The organism is Methylobacterium sp. NEAU K, from assembly GCF_030700285.1.
Lineage (GTDB): Bacteria > Pseudomonadota > Alphaproteobacteria > Rhizobiales > Beijerinckiaceae > Methylobacterium.
In genome coordinates this window covers 1-26,198 of sequence record NZ_JAUYZJ010000014.1, presented here as the reverse complement: position 1 = coordinate 26,198, position 26,198 = coordinate 1, and the positions used below count along the sequence as shown (strand labels likewise).

26 protein-coding genes, 1 tRNA gene and 1 pseudogene are annotated in these 26,198 nt (G+C 69.3%); 17 read left to right on the top strand and 11 right to left on the bottom strand.

Annotated features, from left to right (window positions below):
• Positions 1 to 356: 356 nt before the first annotated feature.
• The gene (locus tag Q8W67_RS13265) at positions 357 to 638 is read right to left on the bottom strand and encodes a PilZ domain-containing protein (protein WP_305546144.1); all 282 of its coding nucleotides are present in this window, start codon (positions 636 to 638) and stop codon (positions 357 to 359) included.
• Between the two features lie 170 nt (positions 639 to 808).
• The gene (locus Q8W67_RS13260) at positions 809 to 940 is read right to left on the bottom strand and encodes a hypothetical protein (protein WP_305546143.1); all 132 of its coding nucleotides are present in this window, start codon (positions 938 to 940) and stop codon (positions 809 to 811) included.
• Between the two features lie 152 nt (positions 941 to 1,092).
• Here Q8W67_RS13260 and Q8W67_RS13255 point away from each other — a divergent pair, with 152 nt between their 5' ends.
• A complete protein-coding gene (locus Q8W67_RS13255; RefSeq protein ID WP_305546142.1) occupies positions 1,093 to 2,115 on the top strand; it encodes a hypothetical protein in 1,023 nt (340 codons plus the stop codon).
• Between the two features lie 9 nt (positions 2,116 to 2,124).
• On the opposite strand, the gene Q8W67_RS13250 is transcribed toward Q8W67_RS13255, so the two are convergent.
• The 3 genes from Q8W67_RS13250 to Q8W67_RS13240 form a co-directional block, all read right to left on the bottom strand.
• Positions 2,125 to 2,310 (bottom strand): hypothetical protein, encoded by a 186-nt coding sequence (locus Q8W67_RS13250; protein ID WP_305546140.1) that lies wholly within the window; start codon positions 2,308 to 2,310, stop codon positions 2,125 to 2,127.
• 86 nt (positions 2,311 to 2,396) lie between these two features.
• Positions 2,397 to 2,738, bottom strand: a complete 342-nt coding sequence (locus tag Q8W67_RS13245) for a hypothetical protein (RefSeq protein ID WP_305546138.1) — start codon at positions 2,736 to 2,738, stop codon at positions 2,397 to 2,399.
• A 67-nt stretch (positions 2,739 to 2,805) separates the two neighbouring features.
• Positions 2,806 to 3,669, bottom strand: a complete 864-nt coding sequence (locus Q8W67_RS13240; protein WP_305546137.1) for a formyltransferase family protein — start codon at positions 3,667 to 3,669, stop codon at positions 2,806 to 2,808.
• A 111-nt stretch (positions 3,670 to 3,780) separates the two neighbouring features.
• On the opposite strand from Q8W67_RS13240, the gene Q8W67_RS13235 reads away from it, so the two are divergent.
• Both Q8W67_RS13235 and Q8W67_RS13230 read left to right on the top strand, forming a co-directional pair.
• Positions 3,781 to 4,515 (top strand): SDR family NAD(P)-dependent oxidoreductase, encoded by a 735-nt coding sequence (locus Q8W67_RS13235; RefSeq protein WP_305546136.1) that lies wholly within the window; start codon positions 3,781 to 3,783, stop codon positions 4,513 to 4,515.
• Positions 4,516 to 4,519: 4 nt separating this feature from the next.
• Entirely contained in the window at positions 4,520 to 6,127 is a 1,608-nt protein-coding gene (locus Q8W67_RS13230; protein ID WP_305546134.1) for a cryptochrome/photolyase family protein, read from the top strand.
• Here Q8W67_RS13230 and bcsS read toward each other — a convergent pair.
• The gene (gene bcsS / locus Q8W67_RS13225) at positions 6,094 to 6,759 is read right to left on the bottom strand and encodes a cellulose biosynthesis protein BcsS (RefSeq protein WP_305546133.1); all 666 of its coding nucleotides are present in this window, start codon (positions 6,757 to 6,759) and stop codon (positions 6,094 to 6,096) included. The genes Q8W67_RS13230 and bcsS overlap by 34 nt on opposite strands.
• Before the next feature lie 362 nt (positions 6,760 to 7,121).
• Between bcsS and Q8W67_RS13220 the strand changes: the two genes are divergently transcribed.
• Complete coding sequence (locus Q8W67_RS13220; RefSeq protein ID WP_305546132.1) at positions 7,122 to 7,724, top strand: exopolysaccharide biosynthesis protein; 603 nt, start codon at positions 7,122 to 7,124, stop codon at positions 7,722 to 7,724.
• A gap of 10 nt (positions 7,725 to 7,734) precedes the next feature.
• Here the strand turns inward: Q8W67_RS13220 and ldtR are convergent, their stop codons facing one another.
• Together ldtR and Q8W67_RS13210 are read right to left on the bottom strand one after the other, a co-directional pair.
• Positions 7,735 to 8,247: a transcriptional regulator LdtR gene (ldtR, locus tag Q8W67_RS13215; RefSeq protein WP_305546131.1), complete on the bottom strand. Its 513-nt coding sequence runs from the start codon at positions 8,245 to 8,247 to the stop codon at positions 7,735 to 7,737.
• Positions 8,248 to 8,408: 161 nt separating this feature from the next.
• Positions 8,409 to 8,867: a DUF6163 family protein gene (locus tag Q8W67_RS13210; RefSeq protein ID WP_305546129.1), complete on the bottom strand. Its 459-nt coding sequence runs from the start codon at positions 8,865 to 8,867 to the stop codon at positions 8,409 to 8,411.
• Positions 8,868 to 9,062: 195 nt separating this feature from the next.
• Between Q8W67_RS13210 and hemB the strand changes: the two genes are divergently transcribed.
• From hemB to Q8W67_RS13165, 9 genes are all read left to right on the top strand, one after another.
• Positions 9,063 to 10,121, top strand: coding sequence for a porphobilinogen synthase (hemB, locus tag Q8W67_RS13205; protein ID WP_305546128.1), 1,059 nt, complete (start codon positions 9,063 to 9,065; stop codon positions 10,119 to 10,121).
• Entirely contained in the window at positions 10,118 to 10,483 is a 366-nt protein-coding gene (locus tag Q8W67_RS13200) for a hypothetical protein (protein ID WP_305546126.1), read from the top strand. The genes hemB and Q8W67_RS13200 overlap by 4 nt, the downstream gene beginning before the upstream one ends.
• A gap of 91 nt (positions 10,484 to 10,574) precedes the next feature.
• A complete protein-coding gene (locus Q8W67_RS13195) occupies positions 10,575 to 11,063 on the top strand; it encodes an RDD family protein (RefSeq protein ID WP_305546124.1) in 489 nt (162 codons plus the stop codon).
• 124 nt (positions 11,064 to 11,187) lie between these two features.
• Positions 11,188 to 11,934: an arginyltransferase gene (locus Q8W67_RS13190; protein WP_305546122.1), complete on the top strand. Its 747-nt coding sequence runs from the start codon at positions 11,188 to 11,190 to the stop codon at positions 11,932 to 11,934.
• A 115-nt stretch (positions 11,935 to 12,049) separates the two neighbouring features.
• The gene (gene purB / locus Q8W67_RS13185; protein WP_305546120.1) at positions 12,050 to 13,357 is read left to right on the top strand and encodes an adenylosuccinate lyase; all 1,308 of its coding nucleotides are present in this window, start codon (positions 12,050 to 12,052) and stop codon (positions 13,355 to 13,357) included.
• 52 nt (positions 13,358 to 13,409) lie between these two features.
• A complete protein-coding gene (locus Q8W67_RS13180) occupies positions 13,410 to 14,267 on the top strand; it encodes a D-amino-acid transaminase (RefSeq protein ID WP_305546118.1) in 858 nt (285 codons plus the stop codon).
• Positions 14,268 to 14,354: 87 nt separating this feature from the next.
• Entirely contained in the window at positions 14,355 to 14,687 is a 333-nt protein-coding gene (locus Q8W67_RS13175) for a hypothetical protein (RefSeq protein WP_305546116.1), read from the top strand.
• 141 nt (positions 14,688 to 14,828) lie between these two features.
• On the top strand, positions 14,829 to 16,121 hold the full coding sequence (locus tag Q8W67_RS13170) for an adenylosuccinate synthase (RefSeq protein WP_305546114.1): 1,293 nt from the start codon (positions 14,829 to 14,831) through the stop codon (positions 16,119 to 16,121).
• Between the two features lie 279 nt (positions 16,122 to 16,400).
• Entirely contained in the window at positions 16,401 to 17,786 is a 1,386-nt protein-coding gene (locus Q8W67_RS13165) for a histidine kinase (RefSeq protein ID WP_305546112.1), read from the top strand.
• 46 nt (positions 17,787 to 17,832) lie between these two features.
• Here the strand turns inward: Q8W67_RS13165 and rpoH are convergent, their stop codons facing one another.
• Both rpoH and Q8W67_RS13155 read right to left on the bottom strand, forming a co-directional pair.
• Entirely contained in the window at positions 17,833 to 18,726 is an 894-nt protein-coding gene (rpoH, locus tag Q8W67_RS13160; protein WP_305546110.1) for an RNA polymerase sigma factor RpoH, read from the bottom strand.
• 260 nt (positions 18,727 to 18,986) lie between these two features.
• Positions 18,987 to 19,970 (bottom strand): RluA family pseudouridine synthase, encoded by a 984-nt coding sequence (locus tag Q8W67_RS13155; RefSeq protein ID WP_305546108.1) that lies wholly within the window; start codon positions 19,968 to 19,970, stop codon positions 18,987 to 18,989.
• 104 nt (positions 19,971 to 20,074) lie between these two features.
• On the opposite strand from Q8W67_RS13155, the gene Q8W67_RS13150 reads away from it, so the two are divergent.
• From Q8W67_RS13150 to Q8W67_RS13135, 4 genes are all read left to right on the top strand, one after another.
• Positions 20,075 to 20,150: transfer RNA gene (locus Q8W67_RS13150), tRNA-Glu, on the top strand.
• Positions 20,151 to 20,562: 412 nt separating this feature from the next.
• Positions 20,563 to 24,876 (top strand): diguanylate cyclase domain-containing protein, encoded by a 4,314-nt coding sequence (locus tag Q8W67_RS13145; RefSeq protein ID WP_305546106.1) that lies wholly within the window; start codon positions 20,563 to 20,565, stop codon positions 24,874 to 24,876.
• A gap of 101 nt (positions 24,877 to 24,977) precedes the next feature.
• Complete coding sequence (locus tag Q8W67_RS13140; RefSeq protein WP_305546104.1) at positions 24,978 to 25,136, top strand: hypothetical protein; 159 nt, start codon at positions 24,978 to 24,980, stop codon at positions 25,134 to 25,136.
• 11 nt (positions 25,137 to 25,147) lie between these two features.
• Entirely contained in the window at positions 25,148 to 25,384 is a 237-nt protein-coding gene (locus Q8W67_RS13135) for a hypothetical protein (protein WP_305546102.1), read from the top strand.
• A 688-nt stretch (positions 25,385 to 26,072) separates the two neighbouring features.
• Here the strand turns inward: Q8W67_RS13135 and Q8W67_RS13130 are convergent.
• Positions 26,073 to 26,198 (bottom strand): annotated as a pseudogene (locus Q8W67_RS13130) (porin family protein); the annotation flags it as partial.

The following is a 26,198-nucleotide window of genomic DNA, read 5'->3' as shown; positions in this document are numbered from 1 at the left end:
CGAACGGGGCTGCTTTTCTCCGGTAAATGTCCGCATCTGCCGAGTCGGAGAGAATGCATCGGGTGCGCTCCGTCGGGTTCAAAGCGAACGGCGATTTCCGGCGTTTGCTCGTAACCGCCCAGCCGTTCTGAGGGCTCGCCACCGCAACTGCACGGAAGGCCGCGCGACCGGCACAGACGTTGCCAACTTCGGCGGCCTGTAACGCGGGGGCCGGAAGCCGTCGGCGGAACTACGCGTGTTTGGGCTTCCGGGGCCTGTTCGACCTCACACGGTCGACGGGAGCGGGCTGCTCGGACAGGTGCCTCTTACGGCGAGGATGCGTCCGGAGCGACTGCCGCATTCAGCCGACCATGCGCTCACAAACAGAACAGCACCCCGGCCGTCCGGTCCTTCCGCCAGATGAGCTTCACGGCATAGCGCATGTCGGAATTGGCCAGCACGAGATCGAACGAATCCTCCAGCATGACCCTGTCTGGGCTGAGGAATTCGAGCATCGCGCCACGATCCGAGAGGTTCTGGATCCGGCAGGGTAGGCGGGATCCGTCCGGACGATGCGCGAAAGCCAGCAGGGCCGTAGCCTTGCGTTCGGCGGCACGTCGCTCGACGAAACCGAGGCGTGGCCGGGTGTTGCGGGACATGGCCGAAAACCCTGGCTATGTCGGCCAATTTGGCGCGATTTCAGTAAAAATGCGCCAAATTCACTAATGATCGATTGATGATTACTGTATCCAAAGGAAAGCAGAATAGGAGGGCCGCATGATGGGGCAGACACCCCCCGTACTGGAGGCAGCGCTCCGGCCGCGCGGTGTCACGAATCCGAGGAACGCTCATCGTCGCGCAGGAGGGGGCCTTTGCCGGCCTTGATGAACTTCCCGACGAACAGGCCGACCGGGATCGACAGCAGGAACCAGTTCCGCAGGAATCGCAGCGACTTCGACATGTGCCGCTCTCAGGCTGCCCGATCGGAGCGGCATCAGAGCATATCGCGGTGCGGGATCCAAATGTGGGTCGTCGCCCTTCCGGCCGCGAACCGCCAGGCCTTATCGAAGACTTCGCCCCGCCCCGATCCGTATCGGACACACGGAAACGACCATGCGCATCCGTCCCGGCCTCGCGCTTCTGCCGAGCCTCCTCCTCGCCGGCCTGCCGGCTCCGGCGCCCGCCGAGGCCCCCGGGCAGGTGCCAGCGCCGGCTCCGCTGCCCTGGCCGCCGGGCTTCTCCCGGGATGTCCAGGGCAGCGGCCTCCCGGGCATCGACGGCGGCCACGCCTTCCTGTGGAACCGGCCCGGGGACTTCGATCCGGTCTCGACCCTGCGGGTCGACCGGCACGTCCCGCAGGGGTCGGGGGAGCCCGGCCACACCTACAAGGCGCTCTGGGCGCTTGGCTCCTCGGGGCCCGACAATGCCGGCTACGAGTGGACGATCACGGGCGAACTGCACAACCGCAGCCTCGCCAGCACGGGGGCGCAGAACGTCGCCGTCAACGGGACGATCTTCAAGGAGGCCAACGGCCTGGGGCCGGTGGGGCCATCCTGGGCGGGCAACTTCAACTGCGTGGACATGACCGACGAGGCCGACCCGGTCGCCTCGTGCATCGGCGCCGAGATCGACGTCTCGGCCCAGTCGCCGACCACCGATCGCAACCGCCAGCGGGTCGGCCTCCAGATCTCCACGGGCGGCGTGCCGGGGGCCCATACCGGCTACGGTATCCTGATGGGCAACCTCACCGGCTCGGTCACCGACCGGGGTCTCTCCTTCCAGGGGGAGGGGACCTACGGGATCGGCATCGATGCCGCGGCGGCCCGCTTCACCGGCGTGCCGATCCTCCTCGGGGCGGGCCAGTCGATCGGTCTCGACGGGACCCGCGAGGGCGGCTTCTCGCGCGCCCTCGGCTTCGATGGGCGGGATCTGGTCTACGGTACCGGCACTGGGCCGGTGTTCCGGGTGAGCGACGCGGGCCTCATCCAGGCCGCCGCCGTCCGTGAGGCCCGGCCTCGGCCGCCGCAAAGCAGCCGGGATCCCTGCTCGCCCGGCGACCACGCCTGGGATGAGGATTTCGAGTATCGCTGCGTCGCGCCCGACCGCTGGAAGCGCGCGGCGCTCAGCGCGTGGTGAGCGCCACGCTCACGCCCGGCGGAACGGCAGCATCGCCACGAAGGCCGCGACCGCGGCGCCGCACACGCGCAGCGCCGCGTAGCCCGGATTGTCGGGCGAGACCACGAGCCACTCGAACAGCCCGGCGGCGGTCATGAGCACAAGCCCCGAGGCGAGGAGCGCCTCGCTCGACAGAGCGGACGGCTTGGCCTTCATGACGATTCCCCCGGCGCACATCTTCTGGTTCGCGCCCGGGGTGTTAGCGGATCGGCGCCGCGAAGGCGATCCGGCCTCTGGCCGCCTCAGCGATCGAAGATCCGCACCACGGTGCGGGTTTCGGGATCGACCACCACCACCTTGTCGCCGGGCGCCACGAAGTAGCCGAAGCGGCGCAGCCGCGGGTTCGGCGCATCCGTGAAGGGCGCGAGCCGCACGTCTTCCGGAACGATCGAGCCGGGCCGCAGCGGGATCGAGCCGACGATCGGACCGGGGCCGACCGGGCGGCGCACGATGTAGTCGCGCACAACGACCTCGTCGTCGGGGCCGAAATCGTCTGGGGCGACGATGACGCCCTGCGCGAACGCGGAGCCGGTGAACAACGCGGCAAGCCCGAGGGCTGCGGCGAGGCTTGCGCGTGTCGACATGTGGAGCTCCGTGACCTTCAGGCCCCGAAAACACCGCCCGTCCCGTTTCCGTTCCCGGCGGCCCCCGTCAGCGCCCGATCTGCCCGGCCTCGGCCAGGGGGACCGGCGACCAGCGGGTGATCTGCACGTAGCCGTCGAGCGCCGCGATCACCACGTGGCGGCGGTGGCGGTGGACGACGGCACCCGGCGCGTGCGGGTGGCGCTCGCGCCAGCCCTGCGCCTCGGCGACATAGACCCTGGCGTCGCCGAGCCTGGCGATCGTCTCGACGGTGCCGAAGGCCCGGACGCGGCGCAGGATCGGCTCTACTTCCTGGCGGAAGTCGAGGGTCCGGTCGGCGTCGGTGGCGCGGGGCCAGTATGACCCGTCGCCCTGCGGCTCGGCCCTGCGCCAGCGGGCGGGAAGCTCCTTGCCCAGCGGGCCCACGGCGAGGCGCCGGGCCGCCATCTGGCACTTGGCCAGCAGGGTCTCGTGGTTCTCCTGCGGGCCGAGCGTGAAGATGTCCTGGGCTAGGATGTCGCCGGTGTCGAAGCCGTCGGCGAGAACGTGGGCGGTGACCCCCCAGGTCTCGTAGCGGTCGAGCACCGCGCGGAACAGCGGGTAGGGCCCCCGCCCGGTCGGGAGCGGGGCTGGGTGGATGTTGAGGCCGTAGGCCGCCCGGCCGCGCCAGCCCTTCACCAGCCACGGATAGCCCGCCACCACGAGCGCCCAATCCTTTCCGTGCTCGGCCTGCAGGGCCTCGATGTCGCGCTCCCTGATCCGCGAGAGCTGGATCGGCAGGCGCATCGCCCGGGCCCGGGCGACCACCACGTCGTTGTGGTCGTAGATGCCGTCGCAAGGGCGGGTGAACAGCTTCACCGGCTTCCAGCCGGCGTCCACCAAGCCCTCGAACACGCCGCCCAGGAAGTCGATGCCGGCGAACGCGAACTTCATGCTTGCCGCCTGCGACCTTGTGCACGTGGAGGGAATCGGGCCTGCCGCCTGCCCGGGCGCGCAACCGGCCTTACCTTGCTCGGGTCGGGACGGGTAGCAAGGGGAAGCTTGGTGCGACGCGTTATGATCTACGGCGGGACCGGGGGCATCGGGCTCGCGACCGCCCGGGCGTTGCGCGCCCGCGGCTTCGCCCTCCACCTCGCCGCCCGGAACGCTGGCCGCCTGTCCCGCGCCGCCGACGAACTCGGCGAGACCACGGTGAGCGTGGGCGACGTCACCGACCCCGATTTCTTGTCCGCCGCCACCGAAGCGGCGGGCGCTGCGCTCGCCGGCCTCGTCTACGCGGTCGGCACGATCAACCTGCGCCCGCTCGGGCGCCTGACCCGGGCCGATGCGGAGACCGACTTCCGGATCAACGCGCTTGGGGCTTTCTCGGCCGCGCAGGCCGCGGCGGGCGCGCTCAAGGCCGGCGCCGGGGAGGCCGGGGCCGGGATCGTGCTGTTCTCGACGGTTGCGGTCGCTCAGGGCTTCGCGGCACACGCCTCCGTGGCCATGGCCAAGGGCGCCGTCGAGGGGCTGGGCCTGTCGCTCGCGGCCGAACTCGCGCCCCAGATCCGCGTCAACGTGGTCGCCCCCTCCCTGACGCGCACGCCGCTCGCCGCCGCGATCACCGGCAACGAGACCCTCTCCCAGGGAATCGCCGCCATGCACGCCCTGCAGCGCCTGGGCCGGCCGGAGGATGTCGGGGCGCTCGCGGCTTTCCTGGTCTCGGAGGAAGCGGCCTGGATCACCGGCCAAGTCATCGGTGTCGATGGCGGCCGCGCGACCCTGCGGACCAAGGGCTGAGACCGTGCCGGCCAAACGCGCGCGCCCGACCGCCGAGCCGCGCGGAACGCTGCGGTTCGTCCTCGGTGATCAGCTGAACCGCCGGGTCTCGAGCCTCGTCGATCTCGACCCCGAGCGCGACGTCGTCCTGATCGTCGAGGTACGGGACGAGGCGACCTATGTCCGCCACCACAAGCAGAAGATCGCCTTCCTGTTCGCCGCAATGCGCCACTTCGCGGCGGAACTGGAAGCCGAGGGAATCGCCGTAGATTACGTCCGCCTGACGGATACCGGCAACACGGGCAGCTTCACCGGCGAGCTGGAGCGGGCGATCGCGCGTCACGCGCCCGGGCGGATCGTCGTCACCGAGCCCGGCGAATGGCGGGTCTGGGAGATGATGCAGGACTGGCGCGAGGCGTTGCCCGTGCCGGTGGAGATCCGCGAGGACAATCGCTTCCTCTGTCCGCGAGCGGATTTCGCCCGCTGGGCCGAAGGCCGCCACCACCTGCGGATGGAGACCTTCTACCGCGGCATGCGCCGCCGCACCGGGCTGCTCATGGACGGTGGCGAGCCGGTGGGCGGCCGCTGGAACTTCGATGCCGACAACCGCAAGCGCCTGCCCAGGGGGCATCGGCTGCCGGACCGGATCGGGTTCCAGCCGGACGCCACCACCCGCGCGGTGATCGCCCTGGTGGAGCACGCGTTCGCCGGCCATTTCGGCGACCTCGCAGGGTTCTCCTGGCCGGTGACGCGGGCCGACGCACTGGCTGCGCTCAAGCACTTCGTCGCCCACTGCCTGCCGACCTTCGGCGACTACCAGGACGCCATGAAGACGGGCGCGCCCTATCTGTACCACGCCCTGCTCTCGCCGGCCCTCAATGCCGGGCTCCTGACCGCAGAGGAAGTCTGCCAGGCCGCCGAACGAGCGTATCGGGACGGCACCGCGCCGCTCAACGCCGTCGAGGGATTCATCCGGCAGATCCTCGGCTGGCGGGAATACGTCCGCGGACTCTATTGGGCTCGCATGCCCGAGTACCGTGACACGAACGCCCTCGGCGCGGGCCGCGACCTGCCGTGGTTCTACTGGTCGGGCGAGACCCGGCTGAACTGCATCGCCAACGTGGTGGCCGAGACGCGGGCTCACGCCTATGCCCACCACATTCAGCGCCTGATGGTGACCGGCAACTTCGCGCTGATCGCCGGCCTCGATCCGGCGCAGGTCGAGGCGTGGTACCTGGTCGTCTTCGCCGACGCCTACGAGTGGGTCGAGTTGCCCAACGTGCACGGCATGGTGCTGTGGGCGGACGGGGGCGTGATGGGGTCGAAGCCCTATGCGGCCTCGGGGGCCTATATCGACCGGATGTCGGATTACTGCGCCGCCTGCGCGTACGACGTGAAGGTCAAGGCGGGGCCGGATGCCTGCCCCTTCAACTACCTGTACTGGAATTTCCTGATCGAGAACGAGGATAAGCTTGCCGGGAACCAGCGGATGGCCATGCCGTACCGGACGCTGCGCGGCATGAGGGAGGAGCGCCGGGCCGAGATCCGCCGGGATGCTGCCCGCTTCCTCGCATCCCTGACGACCGAGCCCGATCCCGGTCACCAGGGTGCCCAGACGGCGAGCCCCAGATAAGGGTGGGCGCCGCGCCGGCCCGTCTCGGTCTGGAGGCCGGCCGAGACGCGGAAGCTGTAATGCCCGAGGGCGAAGTCGGTGCCGTGCAAGCCGAGGTTTCGCTTACGGTAGCCCGTCGCGTCCGCGTAGACGCTCATCTCCGGGCCGAAATAGGTCCCCCACAGGCGATACCCCCAGGCCAGGCGCGCCCACAGGCTGTCGCGCGCCGAACCGCCGACCGCTGTCGCCTGGACCAGGGTGTCCTCGCTCGGGCGCGCCCAGACCTCGCCGTGCAGGCGCAGGCCGTACGCGGCCGGCAAGGCGGCCAGGGCGCGCCCGTCCGCGAGCATGTCGCTCGTGCCTTCAGGGCCGGCGAAGGTGGCCACCGTTCCCCAATCGAAGAGCCATTGGTAGCCGAAAACCGTGGCCGCGCTGAAGCTGTAGCGTGTGCGGGCGTAGTCGCAGTCGCTGCGCTCCTGGCGCCGGCCGCCTCCGAGGCTCGCCAGCATGACGAATCCCTCGTGGTCGAGGGAGTCGAGACCAAGCTTCGCGCCGACGGTCATGAAGGTCGCGGCTCCCGCATCGAGGCTTCCGAACAGGAGCGCGTCGAGTTCTCCGGCGCCGGCCGGAAGGATTGTGGCGACGAGCGGCAAGATGACTGCAGTCGCTCCCGCCGCGCGGCCTCGGCACCTCGTTGATGCTCGCGACCTGCGCACAAGCCAGCCTCCGAAGATCAAGCCGCAAGTCTAAGGTTGAGTGGCGTCTTGTGTAGGCTCACGCGCGGCGGATCCACCGAGAATATCTTTGCGCGCGCGCGAAACTGGCGCGGGAATGCGGATTCGTCTCTGGAAGATGCCGTGAAAGACTTGAGATGTGCTTTAGGTCGACATCAAGGACCTGAGGTGGGAATTTCGCGCCGCTGTCGGCCGCTTTCCTGCCCATATGCCGCCCACGCTTGGCCTGCCGGGTGATCTCGGCTAGAGCCCCCGGCGGGACAGCGAAGGTTGGCGGATCCTTGACCTCCGGTGCACGAACGTCGGACGTCCTCACTGTGCTTGCGAGCCAGGAGGGCGAGCGCCTCACCGTGGGCGACATCGTCTCGGTCCTGCGAGATCGCGCGTTCGCGCTGCTCGTGGTGCTGCTTGGCTTGCCGAACTGTCTGCCGATGCCGCCGCCGATCCCGCTGATCTGCGGCCTTCTGCTGCTGCTCGTGGCCGTTCAGATCGCGGCCGGGATGTCGGCGCCCTGGCTGCCCCGGATCCTGCTCGGCCGCTCGATCGCGCTGACGGATGTGCGGCGCGCCGTCACCCGGGCGGTGCCGGTGCTGCGGCGCCTGGAGCGCTGGTCGCGCCCCCGCGTCAGCGTGTTCGAGACTGCGCTCGGCATGCGCGGCATGGGGATCGCCCTGCTGGCCCTGGCGCTGGCGCTGATCGTGGCCGCGCCCATCGTCGGGCAGATCCCTCTGGGTCTCGCCGTCTGCCTCGTGGGCCTCGGCCTCGTCGAGCGCGACGGTATCGTGGTGATGGGCGGCTTGGTCATCGGCCTGTTCGGCGTCGCCATCAACGCCGGCTTCGCCTACGCCGTCATAGCCGGGATCGTCGGTCTCCTGAACCTCTGACCGGCGCGGGTCAGAGGCGATAGCGGATCTGGTCGGTCCAGAACCGCTCGAGACGGCCGAGAGCCTGGTTGAGCCGGCCGAAATCGTCGTCCGAGATGCCGCCGATCGGCGCAATGGTGCGGGCGTGCTTGTCGTAGAGACCCTGGATGATCTCGTGCACCTGACGCCCCTTGTCGGTCAGGCTGATCCGGACCGAACGGCGGTCGGTCTTCGAGCGGGCGTGGTGCAGGTAGCCGGCCTCGACGAGCTTCTTGACGTTGTAGGACACGTTGGAGCCGAGATAGTAGCCCTTCGTCCGCAGCTCGCTGGCGGTCAGTTCCTTGTCGCCGATGTTGTACAGGAGCAACGCCTGGACGCTGTTTACGTCCTCGCGGCCGCGCCGCTCGAACTCGTCCTTGATCACGTCGAGCAGCCTGCGGTGCAGCCGCTCGACCAGGTGAAGGGCCTCCAGGTAGGAGCCTTTGGCGGACGAGGTCTCCTCGGGGGTCTCGATCTTCGCGACTCGCGCGCTCTGCGTCTTCATCGTCTGCCTCACCTCTGATGCCGCGGCGCCCGGTCGTTGCGGTGCCGCTGATGATGGCTAAGCTAGGGCTCGGGAATGAAAGGCGATTTAAGCGACAGGATGAATTCACGATTTACTCTTCGCGGTAAAGACAAACTGAAGCGAAGATCAGAACGGTTCGTTCACCGTGCCTCCTGGGCGGCAAGCCACGACAGCAGGAAGTACAGCGTCACGACGATGACGCCGAATACGAGCAGCGATGCCGGCATCGGCACGAGTTGCGGGGTCAACACCGCGAGAGTCATCGCGGATGTCACGGCGAGCAGCCAGATCACGCCGCCCCACGCGCTCGTCAGCCACAGGCCGATCGCCGCGGACGCGTCCACCACGGCGAAATAGATGATCGCCGCCTGCCGGCCGAACGGCTCGGCCGCGAACGGCCGCGCTCCCGGCACCACGTCGAGGATCGTCGCCCAGGCCAGGATGCTCTTGATCAGCCACACCAGCGCGGTGAGCCGCATGAACCAGACGAGCACCGTGTCCCAGGTGCCCGGTGCTGGCCCGGACGGGCGCTCGATCCGGTCGGTCGGTCCGTCGCCGGACCGGGGCGCCCTGCGCCGGATCGGGAGGAAGCCGGGCACTACGGCGTGCTCGCGGGTGGGGAGAGCCGGTTCATCGTCGGGAGGCCGCGATCCATGCTGTGGGGAAGCGCCGGGTTGAAGCGGTTCCGGCGCCCTGCGTCAACGGCCGGATTTCACCGCGCCGGGCCGGTGTGCTACGCCAGCGCCGACGCGCCGCGCGATCCCGCGTCTCTGCGCGAACGATACCGAAGCCGCATGTCAGACACCTTGCCAGAGCCGCGCCCGATCGCCGTGGAAGCCGCCCGCGAGGGCGCCCGCACGGACGGCTTGAAGATCACCCAGCGTCCGCGCCGCAACCGGAAGGCGGAGTGGTCGCGCCGGCTGGTGCGCGAGCATACGCTCACCGTCGACGACCTGATCTGGCCGATGTTCGTGATCGAGGGCGAGGGAAGGCGCGAGCCGATCGCCTCGATGCCAGGCGTCGAGCGGCTCTCCGTGGACGAGATCGTGCGCGACGCGGAGCGCGCGGCGCGGCTGGGGATCCCGGCGGTCGCCTTCTTTCCCTTCACCGAGGTCGCGCTGCGCGATCCCACGGGCTCGGAGGCGCTCAACGCCAACAACCTCGTCTGCCGGGCGGTGCGGGCCGTGAAGCGCGCGGTCCCCGAGGTCGGGATCATGACCGACGTGGCGCTCGATCCCTACACCAGCCACGGGCATGACGGCCTGATGAAGGACGGCGCGATCCTGAACGACGAGACGGTGGCGGTTCTGGTGGAGCAGAGCCTGATCCAGGCCGAGGCCGGTACCGATATCATCGCGCCCTCCGACATGATGGACGGACGCGTCGGCGCGATCCGGGCCGGGCTCGACAAGGCCGGCTTCCTCGACGTGCAGATCATGGCCTATGCGGCCAAGTACGCCAGCGCCTTCTACGGGCCGTTCCGGGACGCGATCGGCACCAAGGCCGCGCTCGTCGGCGACAAGCGCACCTACCAGATGGACCCCGGCAATTCCGCCGAGGCCCTGCGCGAGGTCCGGCTCGACCTGGACGAGGGCGCGGACTCGGTGATGGTCAAGCCGGGCCTGCCCTATCTCGACATCATCCGTCGCGTGCGGGACGAGTTCCAGGTGCCGACCTTCGCCTACCAGGTCTCGGGCGAGTACGCGATGATCGAGGCAGCCGCCCGCAACGGCTGGCTCGACGGCGACCGCGCCATGGTCGAGGCGCTGCTGGCCTTCAAGCGCGCCGGGGCCGACGGCGTCCTCACCTACCATGCGCCCCGGGTCGCCGAGCGCCTGCGCAGCCACCCGTGAGGTCCGCGCGCCGCTGGCTCCTCGGGGCTGCGGTGGCGGCGGGTTTCCTCGGGGGGCTCGCCGCCTGCCAGGACACGCTGCGGCGCGAGCGGGTCGCGACCTGCCGTCGCGCCCTGCCGGCGGTGGCGCCCCAGGGGATCCGGCTGCTGCGGGCCGCGCCCGGGCCGGCGGCCGACACGGTTCGGGTCGATTACGCCGAGGGCAACCGCCAGCACTGGCTGACCTGCCGCTTCGACGCGGGGGCGTCCCTCGTGGCGGTCGCGACGGAGGACAACAGCCTGTCCGGGCCTTCGCTCTACCTGCTCAAGCGCTTCTACTTGGACACGCCGGACGCCGAAGCCGACGATCCCGCCGAGCGCTGATCCCGGATCGGGCCACGTGCGCCGTCCTCTTGCGGCCTCTGCGGCGCGCACCCACCTTGTCGTTCGCAGCCTCGCTTGCAGGACGCGACACATGCAGAATCCCCAACCCGGTTACGCCGAGCGCTTCGAGACGACCGCTTACGCGGCCTCGCTGCCGGTCCCGTTCGTGCGCGCGAGCCTCGGCGCCCGCACGGTCGCGTACCTTCTCGATATCCTGTTCATCTTCGGCTTCACCGCCCTTCTGACCCTGCTGATCACCGTGATCGGCGTGGTGACGTTCGGGTTGGGCTGGACCCTGTTCGCGGTGCTTCCTGCGAGCGGCGTCATCTACAGCGCGATCACGGTGGGCGGCGCGAAGCAGAGCACCATCGGGCAGAGGCTGATGGGTCTGCGCGTGGTCGCCCCGGAGAGCGGGGCACGCGTCGACGTCGTCACGGCCGCCGTCCATGCCCTGCTGTTCTACGTGGCGGTCTCGACCTTCCTGCTCTGGTGTGTCGACCTCGCCTTCGGCCTGATGCGCGCAGACCGCCGGCTCGGTCACGACCTGCTGCTCGGCCTCGCTGTCGTTCACGCCCGCTGAGCCCTGCGCCCGGCGGCGAAAATCTCGCGCGGCGAACGGCCGGGGGCATTGAGCCCGGCCACGCCGGCTGTACACTGGTTTGCCGGCGCCGCGAGGACCATCCGGCGCAGGGTCAAGACGAAGCGTGACCAGCCACCCGCGCGACACTCCGCAATTCTACCTTACCGCCCCCTCGCCGTGCCCCTACCTTCCGGGTCAGGAGGAACGGAAGGTGTTCACCCACCTCGTCGGGCGGCGGGCCCGGGACCTCAACGAGATCCTGACGCAGGGCGGATTCCGCCGCTCCCAGACCATCGCGTATCGCCCCGCCTGCGAGACCTGCCGGGCCTGCATATCGGTGCGCGTCGTGGTCGACGACTTCCAGCCCAGCGCGAGCCAGAAGCGCATCCTGGCCCGCAACGGCGACTGGGTCGGCTCGCCTGAGCCGAACCGTCCCGCTTCTGAGCAGTACGCCCTTTTCCGCCGCTACCTCGACGCCCGCCACGGGGACGGCGGAATGGTCGACATGACGGTTCTCGATTACGCGATGATGGTCGAGGACAGCCACGTCGACACGCATCTGGTGTCGTACCGGCGGCACGGTCCGGACACGGCGATCACCGGGCGCGGCTTCGGGCCGCCGCTCGCCTTCTGCCTCACCGACGTCCTCGCGGACGGTTTGTCGATGGTCTACTCGTTCTACGATCCCGAGGAAGCCGGGCGGTCGCCGGGCACCTTCATGATCCTCGACCACATCCGCCGGGCGCGCCGGCTCGGCCTGCCGTATCTCTATCTCGGCTACTGGGTCGAGGGCTCGCGCAAGATGGACTACAAATCCCGCTTCCGCCCGCAGGAGCGCCTGATGGGGCCGGGCTGGGTGCGGGTGAGCTGAGCCGGGATCGGGCGGATCCCCGGTGGTGTTGGCGGCTATGTCCGTTCCGCATTGAGCGGCCGGGGCGCCGCATGCTACCGGCCACGCACGAGTTCCGGACCGTGCCGAGGCCCCCATGATCCCCCGCTACAGCCGCCCCGCGATGACGGCGATCTGGTCGCCCGAGAGCCGCTTCCGGATCTGGTTCGAGATCGAGGCGCACGCCACAAGCGCGCTCGCCGAGATCGGCGTCGTGCCCAAGGCGGCCGCCGAGACGGTCTGGGCGAAGGGCCGCGACGCGGTGTTCGATGTCGCCCGCATCGACGCGATCGAGGCGGTGACGAAGCACGACGTCATCGCATTCCTCACCCATCTCGCCGAGATCGTCGGCCCGGAGGCGCGGTTCGTCCACCAGGGCATGACCTCCTCGGACGTGCTGGATACCTGCCTCAATGTGCAGCTCGTGCGCGCTGCCGACATCCTGATCGCCGACGTGGACGCGCTGCTGGCGGCCTTGAAGAGCCGGGCGCTCGAGCACAAGCTCACGCCCACCATCGGCCGCTCGCACGGCATCCACGCCGAGCCGGTGACCTTCGGGCTGAAGCTCGCCCAGGCCTATGCCGAGTTCGAGCGCAATCGCCGCCGCCTCGTCGCGGCCCGCGAGGAGGTCGCCACCTGTGCGATCTCGGGGGCGGTCGGCACCTTCGCCAACATCGATCCGCGGGTGGAGCAGTACGTCGCCGAGAAGATGGGCCTGACGGCCGAGCCGGTCTCCACCCAGGTCATCCCGCGGGACCGCCACGCGATGTTCTTCGCCACGCTCGGCGTCGTCGCCTCCTCCCTGGAGCGTCTGGCGATCGAAGTGCGCCATCTCCAGCGCACCGAGGTCCTGGAGGCGGAGGAGTTCTTCTCCGAGGGGCAGAAGGGCTCCTCGGCCATGCCCCACAAGCGCAACCCGGTGCTCACCGAGAACATCACCGGCCTCGCCCGGATGGTCCGCGGCTACGTCACGCCGGCCCTGGAGAACGTCGCCCTCTGGCACGAGCGCGACATCTCCCACTCTTCGGTGGAGCGGATGATCGGGCCCGACGCCACCGTGACCCTCGACTTCGCGCTCGCCCGCATGACCGGGGTGATCGAGAAGCTGCTGATCTACCCGGCCAACATGCAGAAGAACCTCGACCGGCTCGGCGGCCTCGTCCATTCGCAGCGGGTGCTCCTGGCCCTCACCCAGGCGGGTGTCTCCCGGGAGGATGCCTACCGGCTGGTCCAGCGCAACGCGATGCCGGTCTGGCGGGGGGAAGGTGACTTCCTGGCGCTGCTGAAGGCGGATCCCGAAGTGGCCGCCGCGCTCTCGCCCGAGCAGATCGAGGCGTGTTTCGACCTCGGCTACCACTTCAAGCACGTCGACACGATCTTCGCGCGGGTGTTTGGGGCGGCCTGAGCGTGCCGCACGATTCCTGCTTGAGCCCGACGCGTAGAAAGGAAGGCAACCCGTGACCGCTCCCCGCATCGTCTACCTCAACGGCGAATTCCTACCCTTCGCAGAGGCGCGCGTGCCGATCATGGACCGCGGCTTCCTGTTCGCGGACGGGATCTACGAGGTCTCCGCGGTGATCGACGGCAGGCTCGTCGACAACGCCGCGCATCTCGCGCGCCTCGACCGGTCGCTGGGTGAGATCGGCATCCGCAATCCGCACGATGCCCAGAGCTGGGAGCGCCTGCAGACCGAACTCGTCGCCCGCAACGGCGTCACGGAGGGGCTGGTCTACATGCAGGTCACCCGCGGCGTGGCCGAGCGGGATTTCGCTTTCCCGAAGGCCGGGACCGAGCCGACCGTGATGATGTTCACGCAGGCGAAGACCGTGCTGGCCAACCCGCTTGCGGAGACCGGCGCCCGGGTGGTCACCGTCGAAGACCTGCGCTGGAAGCGCCGGGACATCAAGTCGGTGGCCCTGCTGGCCCAGGTCCTCGCCAAGCAGCAGGCCGCCGAGGCCGGCGTCGCCGAGGCCTGGATGGTCGAGGACGGGGCGGTGACCGAGGGCTCGTCGTCCACGGCCTTCATCGTCAGCCGCGAGCGCGTCCTCGTCACCCGGCCGCTGTCGACGGCCCTGCTGCCCGGCATCACCCGGGCCTCGGTGCTCCGGCTCGCCGCCGAGGCCGACCTGCGCATCGAGGAGCGCCTGATCCCGGTCGCCGAGGCCTATGAGGCCCAGGAGGCCTTCTACACCAGCGCGTCGGCCTTCGTGATGCCGGTGGTGGAGATCGACGGGCGCGCGATCGGCGAGGGACGCCCCGGTCCCCTGACCCGGCGCCTGCGCGAGCTCTACATCGAGGCAGCCCGGCAGGGCTGAGGCGGCCCGGAAGGCCCCGCGGACAGGAACGTATCCCGCCTCCAGCTGTTGCTCCCGGGACTCGTGTCCGAAAAGGGGAGCCCAGTCTTGCCGAGGAAGATCCTGCTTGCCGCCTGCGTGGCGGCCCTGTTCGCGGCCCCCGCCCTTGCGCAGAATCCCGACGCGCCTCTGAAGGGTCGCGACACCGACCCGGCCCTGCCGCCGTCCAGCCAGACGCCGCCGGATCGGGTGCGCCCGAGCGCCGACGCGCCGCCGAAAGACCAGTCGCTCAGCGATAAGCTCCGGAAGGACGAGGGCGTGATCAAGCCACCCGAGACCGGCACGACCGGCACCGTCGTCAAGCCCGACGAGAGCGGCGCGATGCCGGTGATCAAGCCGAATGAGCTGCCCGGCCGCACCCCGGGGACCGAGGCGAAATAACCGTTTCCCCCGACCGACCGGGCGCAACGCGGGCGGCTTGCTTGATTTCGCAGCCCGGATCGCGGAAACGGCTCAGGACGTACGCAGCCCGCAGTCGCGGGCGGCGCCGTCCCGGTTTCCGTCACGGGTAAGCAGGCAGGCATGGCCAACGTCGTCGTTGTGGGCGCCCAATGGGGCGACGAAGGCAAGGGCAAGATCGTCGACTGGCTCTCCGAGCAGGCCGACATCGTCGTCCGCTTCCAGGGCGGGCATAACGCCGGCCACACGCTGGTCATCGACGGGGTGACCTACAAGCTGGCGCTGCTGCCCTCGGGGGTGGTGCGCGGCGGCAAGCTGTCGGTCATCGGCAACGGCGTCGTGGTCGATCCCTGGCACCTTGTCGACGAGATCGAGCGCATCAAGGCGCAGGGCGTCGAGGTCTCGCCCAAGTCCCTGCGGATCGCCGACAACGCCACGCTGATCCTGCCGCTCCACCGCGAGTTGGACCATTTCCGCGAGACCGCGAATGCCGGTCTCAAGATCGGCACCACCAAGCGCGGGATCGGTCCGGCCTATGAGGACAAGGTCGGGCGTCGCGCGATCCGGGTGGTGGACCTCGCCGATATCGACGCACTGCCGGCGAAGATCGAGCGGGTGCTGACCCACCACAACGCGCTCCGGCGTGGCCTCGGGATCGACGAGGTGAACGCCGAGGCGCTGCTGGCCGAGCTGACCGCGATCGCGCCGAAGGTCCTCCCCTACGCCGACACCGTCTGGTCGCTGCTGGATGAGGAGCGTCGGGCCGGCAAGCGCATCCTGTTCGAGGGTGCGCAGGGCGCTCTGCTGGACGTCGACCACGGCACCTATCCGTTCGTCACCTCCTCGAACATCGTGGCGGCGCAGGCGGCCACCGGTTCCGGCCTCGGTCCGGGGGCGATCGGCTACGTGCTGGGCATCGCCAAGGCCTACACGACCCGGGTCGGCGAAGGGCCGTTCCCCACCGAGCTGCACGACGAGATCGGCGAGACCATCGGCGCCCGCGGACGTGAGTTCGGCGTCAACACCGGGCGCAAGCGCCGCTGCGGCTGGTTCGACGCCGTGCTGGTGCGCCAGACCGTGCGGACCTCGGGCATCCACGGCATCGCGCTCACCAAGCTCGACATCCTCGACGGGTTCGAGGAGATCCGCGTCTGCACCGGATACCTGCTCGATGGAAAGCCCATCGACCACCTGCCGGCGAGCCAGGCTGCCCAGGCCCGGGTCGAGCCCGTCTACGAGACCATCCCGGGCTGGTCCGAGACCACCGCGGGCGCCCGCTCCTGGGCGGAGCTGCCGGCGCAGGCAATCAAGTATGTCCGCCGGATCGAGGAGCTGATCGGGGCGCCTGTGGCGTTGCTCTCGACCTCGCCGGAGCGCGACGACACGATCCTCATGCAGAATCCGTTCGAGGATTGACGCGCGGCGCGCTATCCCGTTGACGACGCGTCTTTTCCGCTGTCCCGCCGGTATCCAGCCCGCGCCGGGTTGATCTAGAACGGGCGCGGCGGCCGCATCTTTGATCGACGGTCCCGTACACCGTAGGGAGAACCGGCTCGCGGGTGCCGATCCGCGCGGCGGGCACACCACATCACCGGCCGACGGCCGTGACCGACCTGTCGGGGCGGGAGCGGCCCTCGGCCCTCGGCCTTCGACCGGCCCCGCCGGACAGCGGCCGAAGGGGCGGATCAGGGCATCATGGCCGATTACTACCCGCTTCTGGCACGCGCACTCGATGCGCTGCCCGACCGATCGCCCGCCCTGCGCAAGGCGGTCTACGACCGTGCGCGCAACGCCCTGATCAGCCAGCTCCGCTCGCTCGATCCCCCGCTCTCGGAGGCCGATATCGATCTCGAGCGCCGGGCGCTCGATGCGGCGATCGAGCGGCTCGAGGTGGATCACGGCGGCCTACCGGCCCCGGCCAACGATGCCGTGGTGGTGCCGGAACCGATCCAGCCGCCCCCTGCGGTGCCGGACATCCCGGAGCCCTCGCCGCCCGAGCCCACCGCCGCGCCGCTGGAGCCGTTCCTTCCGGCCGCCGAGCCCCCCTTCGAACCGCTTCCGACGGCGTCCGAGCCCGAGCCGCGGGAGGCGCCCATCCCGATCGCCGCGCGGCGACCGGGGTCATCCCAGCCGGCTCCGACCGAAGCGGAGGTTCCGCCGGAGCCTGCGGCGACCGTCGACGATCCCGACCTCGCCGCCGTGTCGGCCGAGACCGGCGGCGCGCGCCAGCGTCCGCGGATCGAGGTCGTCCCGCCGCGCACGGGCCGCTCCCGGATCCTGCGCAACGCCTTCGTGGGGTCCGTGCTCGCGGTGGTGATCGGGCTGATCGCGGTGGCTGCGTTCCTGCTCCGCGACCGGCCGCAGACCCTCCCGGCGAGCGGCACAGAGACGGCGGATTCGCAGCAGACGGAGGGCGATGCCAAGTTCGGCGACCGCGTCGGCGGCGACGCCGCGCCGTCACCGCGGACCGCGCCGCGTCAGGAAAACGGCGCTCCGGTGCGTACCGCCGCGCCGCCGGCCCAGGCCGGTCTGTCCGTCGCCCAGAGGGCCGAATTGATCGAGGAGGCCACGGGCGTCGAGAGCGCGCAGCCCACGAAGGCGACCGGCCGGGTGACGTGGCGCCTCGACACCGTGAACGGCGAGCAGGGTCAGCCGCTTCAGGATGCCGTCGTCGCCACCGTGACCATTCCGGATGCCGGGCTGACGCTGGTGATGACGATCCAGCGCAACCTCGACGCCACGCTGCCGGCGTCCCACACCGTGAGCCTCGCTTTCAGCCAGAGCGGCACGGACGCCGCCGCCCGGACGGTGCAGGATGTCGGCCTGCTCCAGGCCAAGGACGAGGAGAGCGCCCGCGGCTCGCCGGTCGCTGGCCTGCCGGTCCGCGTGCGCGACAACCTGTTCCTGATCGGTCTGTCGTCGCTCCAGAACGACGTGGAGCGCAACACCGACCTGCTGCTGCGCCGCAACTGGTTCGACTTGGCCGTGCGTTACACCTCCGGCCGGCGCGCCGTTCTGACCTTCGAGAAGGGCGGCGCGGGCGCACAGGTGATGCAGAACGCCTTCGACGCTTGGCAGTGAGGCAGGGTCGGTCCGGCGCGCGTCCGCGGCGCGCCGGATGGCCGGGTCAGTGGGCCTCGATGCCCGTGCGGGGCAGCTCGCGATTGGCGATGTTGCGCTTGACCGCTTCCTGCACCTTCTCGAACGCGCGGACCTCGATCTGCCGGACGCGCTCGCGCGAGACACCGAACTCGCCCGAGAGGTCCTCCAGGGTGATCGGATCTTCCGCGAGCCGCCGAGCCTCGAAGATGCGGCGCTCGCGCGGGTTCAGCACGCCGAGGGCATCCTTCAGGGCCGAGAGGCGATTCTGCCCTTCCTGCTCGCGGGCCAGGACGGTCTCCTGGCTCGGGGTGTTGTCCACGAGCCAATCCTGCCACTCGCCCTCGCCCTCCTCGCGCAGGGGCGCGTTGAGCGATGTGTCGCCGGACAGGCGACGGTTCATGTCGATCACGTCCTGCTCCGGCACGCCGAGGCGCGTGGCGATCTGCTTGACCTGATCGGGGCGCAAGTCGCCCTCGTCGAGGGCCGAGATCTTGCCCTTCGCCTTGCGCAGGTTGAAGAACAGCTTCTTCTGGTTGGCCGTGGTGCCCATCTTCACCAGCGACCACGAGCGCAGGATGTATTCCTGGATCGCCGCCTTGATCCACCACATGGCGTAGGTCGCCAGGCGGAACCCCTTGTCGGGATCGAAGCGCTTGACCGCCTGCATCAGGCCGACATTGCCCTCGGACACAACTTCACCGATCGGCAGGCCGTAGCCGCGATAGCCCATGGCGATCTTGGCCACGAGGCGCAGATGCGAGGTCACGAGGCGATGCGCGGCTTCACGGTCGCCGGCATCCCGCCAGCTCTTGGCCAGCGTGAATTCCTCCGTCGGCTCCAGCATCGGGAACTTCCGGATCTCGTCGAGGTAGCGCGACAAGCCACCTTCATTGGCGAGCACGGGCAGCGTACCGGCCATGTCATTCTCCTGGACTCTTGTCCCCCTGACGGGCGGACGCGACGGGCAACAGTGCCGTCCACTCGGGCCGCTCTTGAGCCGACCCTGCCGACCACCCATGTCATACGGGTAAGTTGGCCGGACCGGTAGCGGCTGGGGACACCCACGTCGCCATCAACGCGCGACCGGCTCGATTGGTCGTACCCTGTCACGAAGTGACGCGCATCGTGGTGACCTTTCGCACGCGGCACTGATTCGGTTTCATGCCGGATGCCCGTCGTTCAACCTTTCGCGAGCGCCGCGATGAGTGCGGCCATGTCGGGCGGGACCGGGCTCTCGAACCGGAGGGTCTCCCCTGTGCGCGGATGGCTGAATCCGAGCAGCTCCGCGTGGAGCGCCTGCCGCCCGAGGCTCGTGAGCGCGTCGCGCGCATCGGTTCCCAGCCGGGCGGCCTTGGTGCGGAAGGCGCCGCCATAGACAGGGTCGCCCAACAGCGGATGGCCGCGATGGTCGAGATGCACGCGGATCTGGTGGGTGCGCCCGGTCTCAAGACGGCATCGCACCAGAGCGGCCTCGCCGTAGGTCTCGACGACGGCGTAATGCGTCACAGCGTGGCGGCCGGACTCGTCCGAGACCACCGCGATCTTCTCCCGATTGTAGCGCGAGCGGGCAAGGCTCGCCCGGATGGTGCCGATGCGCGGCTGCGGCTCGCCCCAGACGATGGCCGCGTAGGATCGCTCCAGCGGCCCCGTGCGGCCGTGATCGGCGAACTGCGCCGTAAGCCCCCGATGGGCTGCATCGTTCTTGGCGACGACGATCAGGCCGCTCGTGTCCTTGTCGAGGCGGTGGACGATGCCCGGGCGCCGCACGCCGCCGATCCCCGACAGGCTCGCCCCGCAATGGGCGATCAGCGCGTTGACCAGCGTCCCGCTCTCGTGGCCCGGCGCCGGATGGACCACGAGGCCAGCGGGCTTGTCGATCACCACGAGGTCGTCGTCCTCGTAGGCGATCACCAGGTCCACGGCCTCGGCGACCGGCTCCGCCGCTGCCGGCGGCGGTATTTCCAGAGCGATCCGCGCGCCGGCGGCGACCTTCAGTGCAGGATCGCGCACCGAAGCGCCGTCCCGGCGTACCCGGCCCGCGCGCACGAGATCCTGCAGCCGCGCCCGGGACAGATCCGGAAACAGGGCTACCAGCGCCCGGTCGAGCCGGACGCCGCCCTCTGCGACGATCCCGAACCGCTCCTCGTCGTCTGCGTCCACCACGACCCCTGTTCGAAGCTGATCTTCACCCGCCCGTGCGGATTCTCCCGCCAAGGGCCTTGCTCCCCCGGCGGGTCGTGGCTATAGCACCCCCGCGCCGCCGGAAAGCTCCCATCGTCTAGCGGTCTAGGACGTCGCCCTCTCACGGCGAAAACAGGGGTTCGATTCCCCTTGGGAGCGCCAGCAGCATCAAGCGCTTAGCGAAGATTAAGACGACTCGGTGTCCGGTTATTGCACGAGCCCGTTCCGCGCTGGGTTTCACCCGGCCGAGCCGTGGCCGCCTAACCGTCTCACCCTCCCTGGGCGTCCCCACCGCGGTCATCATCCGGATCCGATCCCCGTTCGGCGCGCGTAGGGCTGCGCGATGACCGCGGTTGCGGGCTCCACGTGGGGCAGCGAAGCTGAGACCCGGTCCGCGAGGTGACGCGCGGAAGCGGATAAGGGACGAGCGCGGCTCCCCGAACGGGCGACAACACAAATCGCGGCATATTTCGTACGAGAAGTTGTATCGGCAGACCCTGTTAACACTCGGGTCATATGCTTTCGCCGGGTCGGATGGGGACCGTTCAGCGGCTCTGGCTCGGTGAGGCCATGCATGTATCCAGTTCATCCCAATGAGTTGGAGCGCTTGAGGGCGCTGCACGATCTGGATGTGTTGGACTCAGGGTCCGAGCCACAGTTCGACGCCATCTGCCGGACTGCGCAGGCGCTCTTCGGCGTGCCGATCGCGCTGGTTTCGCTCGTCAGCGAAACCGAGCAGCGGTTCAAGGGCACCTGCGGCCTGGGCGCGAGCGGCACGCCACGCGAGGCCTCGTTCTGCACCTACGCCATCCTGTCGGACGAGGTTCTGGTGGTGGAGGACGCGCGGCAGGACGAGCGGTTCACCACCAGCCCGCTCGTCACAGGCGAACCGCATATCCGCTTTTATGCCGGCGCTCCGCTCGTGCTCGCCCCCGGCATTCACCTCGGGTCCTTGTGCATCATCGATCGCGTGCCGCGTTCTCTTTCGCCAGAGCACCAGGAACAGCTTCGCGACCTGGCTCACGTCGTGGTCGCCCAGCTTCGTCTGCGTCGGGCGGAGCACAACGCGCGGGAGAGCGCGGCAAAGTACCGGCTGCTCGCTGACAACAGCACCGATCTGATCATCCGGTCCGATATGGACGGGACGCGCCGCTACGTCTCGCCGGCCGCCGGCCGCCTGCTTGGCTATGAGCCGCAGGAACTCCTCGGCACGCACCCGCTCGATTTCGTGCATCCGGACGAGACGGAAGCCTATGCGCGGCTTCTGAAGCGACTGGAGACGAACCAAATCACCCAGGCCGTTACCCAGCAGCGCTACCGTCGCCGAGACGGCTCGTGGTTGTGGGTCGAGATTTCCTTCAGCCTCACGCCCAAAGAGATCACAGGCGAACCCGATGGCTACGTGGCCGTCATCCGCGACATTTCACAGCGTAAGGATGCCGAGCAGCGGATGACGCACATGGCGCGTCACGACCCGCTCACCGGCCTGCCGAACCGGCTTCTGTTCCGAGAGCAGCTTGAGCGTGAGATCGCACGCACCCAGCGGCGCGGCGGCGGGTTCGGCCTGTTCTGTCTCGATCTCGACCGGTTCAAGCCGGTCAACGACACGCTGGGTCATCAGGCGGGCGACAAACTGCTCTGTGCCGTGGCGAATCGGCTGAAAGGCGTCCTACGCGCCGAGGACATGGTCGCTCGGCTGGGCGGCGACGAATTCGTCATCATCCAGACCGGTCGGGGACAGGCAGAGGAAGCGGTCGAGTTGGCCGAGCGGCTGCTCCGGGCGCTGGATACGCCGATCGATCTCGGCGGTTACCCCGTGCGGATCGGCATCAGCATCGGGATCGCACTTGCGCCGGAGGATGGGCTCGAGCCGGACCATCTCTATACCTGCGCCGATCGGGCGCTCTATCACGCTAAGAATGCTGGCAGGAACACCTTTCGCCTTCACGGGGCCGCCGACGCCTCCCTCCCGAAGACGACGGGCGCCGACCCGCTCAGCCGGCACGGTGGTCGGACCAGTCCGGGTGCCACTCGGGCGGGGCTTTTCGACGACCTCTTCACCGGCCTGCTGCAAACGAGCCCGGATTGCGTCAAGCTTGTCGGGGCGGACGGTCGCCTGCTGTTTATCAGTGCGGGCGGGCAGCGGACGTTGCAGATCACCGATGTCGAGCCCCTGCTCGGCCAGCCGTGGATTGAATTCTGGGAGGGCGAGCACCGCGAAGCCGCTCAGACGGCACTCACGCAGGCCCAGGCCGGCAGCGCCGCCCATTTCCGCGGCTACTGCCCGACGAGAAAGGGTCAGCCGCGGTGGTGGGATGTGAGCTTGAGCCCGATCCGGAGCCACACCGGCTCGCACGAGCACATCCTTGTGATCTCACGCGATATAACCGCGCAGGTCGAGCAGGAGGCCGAGCGGCGGACCACGCTGAAGCGCCACGAGGCACTGATCGAGGCCACGGGCATGATGGTGTGGCGGGCCGATCCTGCGGGCAGCATCATCGAGAGCTACGGCTGGGAGGCGTATACGGGGCAGGCCGAGGAAACCTACCGCGGCCATGGCTGGCTGGATGTCGTCCATCCGGATGACCGCGAGGGCCTCGTCGCCAACTGGCAGGCGTTGATCGCGTCCGGGCAGCCCGGCAGCCACACCTATCGCGTGCGGCGCAGCGATGGCCAGTATCGCTGGACAGCCGCCAGGGCGGTGCCGCTGAAGGATGAAGCCGGGCAGATTCAGGAATGGGTCGGCATTGCGACCGACATCCACGAGCGCCACGAGGCCGCCGAGACCATCCGCCGTCAGGAGGAGCGCTACCGTCTGGCGGTGATGGCCACTCAGGATGGCATCTGGGATTGGGACCTGACGACGGATCACGTCGCCTGGGTCGAGGCGACCGGTCGGGTGCTGAACCACATCGCCGACGCGACCAAGCCTTCACCGTCGCGCTGGCTGGACAGGATACACCCCGAGGATCGCGAGCGCGTGCGGACCTCCTTCTACGGGGTCGTCCGTGGGACCGAGACCCGCTGGCGCGATGCCTATCGCTACCGCGCCGACGACGGCGGCTACGCCGAGGTGATCGATCGCGGCTTCGTGATCCGTGACGATGCGGGGGAGCCGCTGCGCATGGTCGGCGCGGTCCGCGACGTGACCGAGCAGCGTCAGGCCACGGCCGCGCTACGGACCAGTGAAGAGCGGCTGCGGCTCGCGCTGAAAGCTGGGCGGCTGGTGGCGTGGGAGCAGAACGCGCTGACCGGCATCGTGACACGGACTGGAAACGCGAGCGACCTTCTGGGCCTCGACTCCGCAACGCAGGCCTTCGCGCTCGACCGCGTGCATCCGGATGACCGCGCCGCGGCCGAGGGCTTCATCGCATTCGGCGGGACACGAGACGCGGCTGAGTTTCGATACATCCACCCGACCGGGGCCGTGCTCTGGCTGGCCGTGCGCGCCGAGCAAATTCACGCCGACCGGCTCGTCGGCGTGACGTTCGACATCACGGAGCGCAAGCTTGCGGAGGAGCAGGTATGGCGCTGCGCCAATCACGATGCGCTCACGGGGCTGCCCAACCGCAGGCTGTTCCAGCAACGCCTGGACCAAGCCTTGGCCGAGGCTGAGGCCAACGGCACCAGCGTCAGTCTCCTTCTGCTCGACCTCGACACGCTGAAGGAGGTGAACGAGACCCTCGGGCACGATGCCGGGGATGCCGTGCTCTGCGAGGCCGCCAGCCGGCTGAGCGCGGGGTTGCGACCCTGTGACACCGTGGCGAGACTGGCTGGCGACGAGTTCGCTCTGATCCTCGTCGCGCCGTTGCGCCTGGAGAATGCGGCCACCCATGCGGCCGCACTGAACGAGTGCCTGCGGCGATCGTTTCGTCACCGCGAACATGTGCTCGCCTGTCGGGCGAGCATCGGCTTGGCCGCCTATCCCGAGCATCACCGCGATCCGCGCGAGCTGCTGAAAGCAGCCGACATCGCGCTGTCTCGCGCCAAGGTGGATGGCCGCGGCCGTGCGGTTGTCTTCACGCCGGACATGCGGGCCGAGGCGAACCGGCGTGTCACGATCGCCCGAGAGGTATGGGCCGCTCTCGATGCCGGGCAGATCGTGCCATTCTACCAGCCGAAGGTCTGCTTCTCGACCGGAGCGATCGTGGGCTTCGAGGCCCTGGCGCGATGGCAGCACCCGGAGAAGGGGTTGCTGACGCCCGGCTATTTCGGTTCGGCCTTCGATGACCCGGAACTCGCGACCGCGCTCGGCGCGAGCCTGCTCCGGCAGGTCGCCGAGGACATGCGCGACTGGAATGCGCGCCGTCTCAGCCTCGGCCGGGTGGCGATGAATTTCTCGTCGGCCGAGTTCAGGAAGCCTGATCTGGCCGGGACCATCCTCGCGGTCCTCAACGCGTTCGAGGTGCCGCCAGCACAATTCGAGGTTGAGGTAACCGAGACGGTGTTTCTCGGCCACGGGTCCGAGTGCGTGCCCGCGACGCTCCGGCGCCTGAGCGAAAGCGGCGTGACAATCTCGCTCGACGATTTCGGGACGGGCTTCGCCTCGCTCACGCACCTGAAGCAGTTTCCAGTCGCCCACATCAAGGTGGACCAGAGCTTCGTGCGAGACCTGGAACGCGACGAGGGTGACGCCGCCATCGTGGCGGCGGTGATCAGTCTCGGCCGCAGCCTCGGAATGCAGGTCACGGCTGAAGGCGTCGAGACGGCGGGGCAGGCTCGGAGGCTCGGCGCGATGGGCTGCGACTATGCGCAGGGCTTCCTCTACGCCAAGCCCATGGCCGGCTCACGCGTACCGTGGCTGATCAACACCTGGGATCCTGCGGCTTGCGTCGGTCGTGCCCCCGGCGGTGTCGCTGAGGGGTTGCCATCGGCGGTTGCCGGATAGGGTCGGGTTGCGGGGGCCGAACCCGCGCCCAGAGGCCCCCGACGCCCAACGCGGCGACGACCCTGCGCGGCCTCATGGAGAAGAGCGCCGGAGCGAACCTGTTGCGCGAGATGATCGGCATCGATGCCACCTACGATCGCGATGGTCATCGGCCAGATGGCTCGATGGCCCGCGAACGTACGCGCATGTCGATGATCGTCCTCCCGGTTTTCGTCTCGACTATCTGCAGACACGGATCGCCATCGCATCGGGCGCGTTGACAACCATGCGCATGAACCCTTCGACGCTGCCGGACTCGGACGGCCTCGCCGTCACGGAAATGGCGCTTGCCCATGCCGATCGGCTCTGGCGCGTTGAGATGAGACGGGCCTACGGTCCGGATGGGGCGCTGCTCCACGGCTTTGGTCCGGCCGGGCAGGGTGAGCCGGGCTCGCGCATCCGTCAGACCTACGAGGCCCGACGCATGGCGGTCGCCGCTTGGCGCCTGGAGCGGCGTCCGGTGAACTGAAGCGCGGCCGTATCGTCGAAGCGCAAGGCGCCTCTATTCCAGGGCCCGCCGACGCCCGACAAGCTCGACGTATGCCTTGAACGACAACGGCGCAGCGACCACGAAGGTCACTGCGCCGCTGGATCGGGCCGCCCGAGGGGGCGATGACGGCCACGACGGGATGGCTACACCCGGACCGATCACCGTGAGGTGCGCACGCGCACATCCTGCCGCGTGTGGCTCCGATGCGACAGTGCCCGGCGACTGCCTGTGGACGGCGTGAACTGCCCCTGATCGGTCAAGATTCGAAGGCGAGCGTGACGCGCACACGTCCGATCCGGCTCCCCTCATGTTCGCTCGCCCGCACGCGCTCATCCTCCACTACCGTGAGGGTGCCGCCGTCCTCCTCTCCTCCGCGTTGTTCCTGGCCGGCGCGCTCCCCCTGTTCTGGGCGATCGGCTGATCCAGCGTCCGCGGGGGCGGCGGCCTGCGCCTCGCCGCGACGTCGCGATGACCTGCGGGCGAAGGTTGTCGGATCGGATCCCAGAACGAAAAACACCCCGGGAGCGGGTGCTCCTGGGGTGCTGCCGGCCTCGCGGCCGGTCTGATCGGGCGGGAGACGCGAAGGTCAACCGGAGTACGGCACCTTCCGCGGCGGAGGGCGATGAGGAGCGAACCCCTCGCCCCCGCCGCGGTTCACGGCTCGGACTTAGTACGATCCGAACTTGTAGTTCAGGCCTGCGCGGACGACGGCGAACTCGTCGCTGCGGCGTCCGATGCCGCTGTAGACGACGGGGAAGTTATTGGCGGCGTTGATGACGAACGCGCCCTGGTT

Excerpts from the sequence above, each read along its gene's own strand:
- Q8W67_RS13265 (WP_305546144.1), bottom strand. The coding sequence starts at position 638 with ATGTCCCGCAACACCCGGCCACGCCTCGGTTTCGTCGAGCGACGTGCC.
- Q8W67_RS13260 (WP_305546143.1), bottom strand. The coding sequence starts at position 940 with ATGTCGAAGTCGCTGCGATTCCTGCGGAACTGGTTCCTGCTGTCGATC.
- Q8W67_RS13255 (WP_305546142.1), top strand. The coding sequence starts at position 1,093 with ATGCGCATCCGTCCCGGCCTCGCGCTTCTGCCGAGCCTCCTCCTCGCC.
- Q8W67_RS13250 (WP_305546140.1), bottom strand. The coding sequence starts at position 2,310 with ATGAAGGCCAAGCCGTCCGCTCTGTCGAGCGAGGCGCTCCTCGCCTCG.
- Q8W67_RS13245 (WP_305546138.1), bottom strand. The coding sequence starts at position 2,738 with ATGTCGACACGCGCAAGCCTCGCCGCAGCCCTCGGGCTTGCCGCGTTG.
- Q8W67_RS13240 (WP_305546137.1), bottom strand. The coding sequence starts at position 3,669 with ATGAAGTTCGCGTTCGCCGGCATCGACTTCCTGGGCGGCGTGTTCGAG.
- ldtR (WP_305546131.1), bottom strand. The coding sequence starts at position 8,247 with ATGAAGACGCAGAGCGCGCGAGTCGCGAAGATCGAGACCCCCGAGGAG.
- hemB (WP_305546128.1), top strand. The coding sequence starts at position 9,063 with ATGTCAGACACCTTGCCAGAGCCGCGCCCGATCGCCGTGGAAGCCGCC.
- Q8W67_RS13195 (WP_305546124.1), top strand. The coding sequence starts at position 10,575 with ATGCAGAATCCCCAACCCGGTTACGCCGAGCGCTTCGAGACGACCGCT.
- purB (WP_305546120.1), top strand. The coding sequence starts at position 12,050 with ATGATCCCCCGCTACAGCCGCCCCGCGATGACGGCGATCTGGTCGCCC.
- Q8W67_RS13170 (WP_305546114.1), top strand. The coding sequence starts at position 14,829 with ATGGCCAACGTCGTCGTTGTGGGCGCCCAATGGGGCGACGAAGGCAAG.
- Q8W67_RS13165 (WP_305546112.1), top strand. The coding sequence starts at position 16,401 with ATGGCCGATTACTACCCGCTTCTGGCACGCGCACTCGATGCGCTGCCC.
- rpoH (WP_305546110.1), bottom strand. The coding sequence starts at position 18,726 with ATGGCCGGTACGCTGCCCGTGCTCGCCAATGAAGGTGGCTTGTCGCGC.
- Q8W67_RS13145 (WP_305546106.1), top strand. The coding sequence starts at position 20,563 with ATGTATCCAGTTCATCCCAATGAGTTGGAGCGCTTGAGGGCGCTGCAC.
- Q8W67_RS13135 (WP_305546102.1), top strand. The coding sequence starts at position 25,148 with ATGAACCCTTCGACGCTGCCGGACTCGGACGGCCTCGCCGTCACGGAA.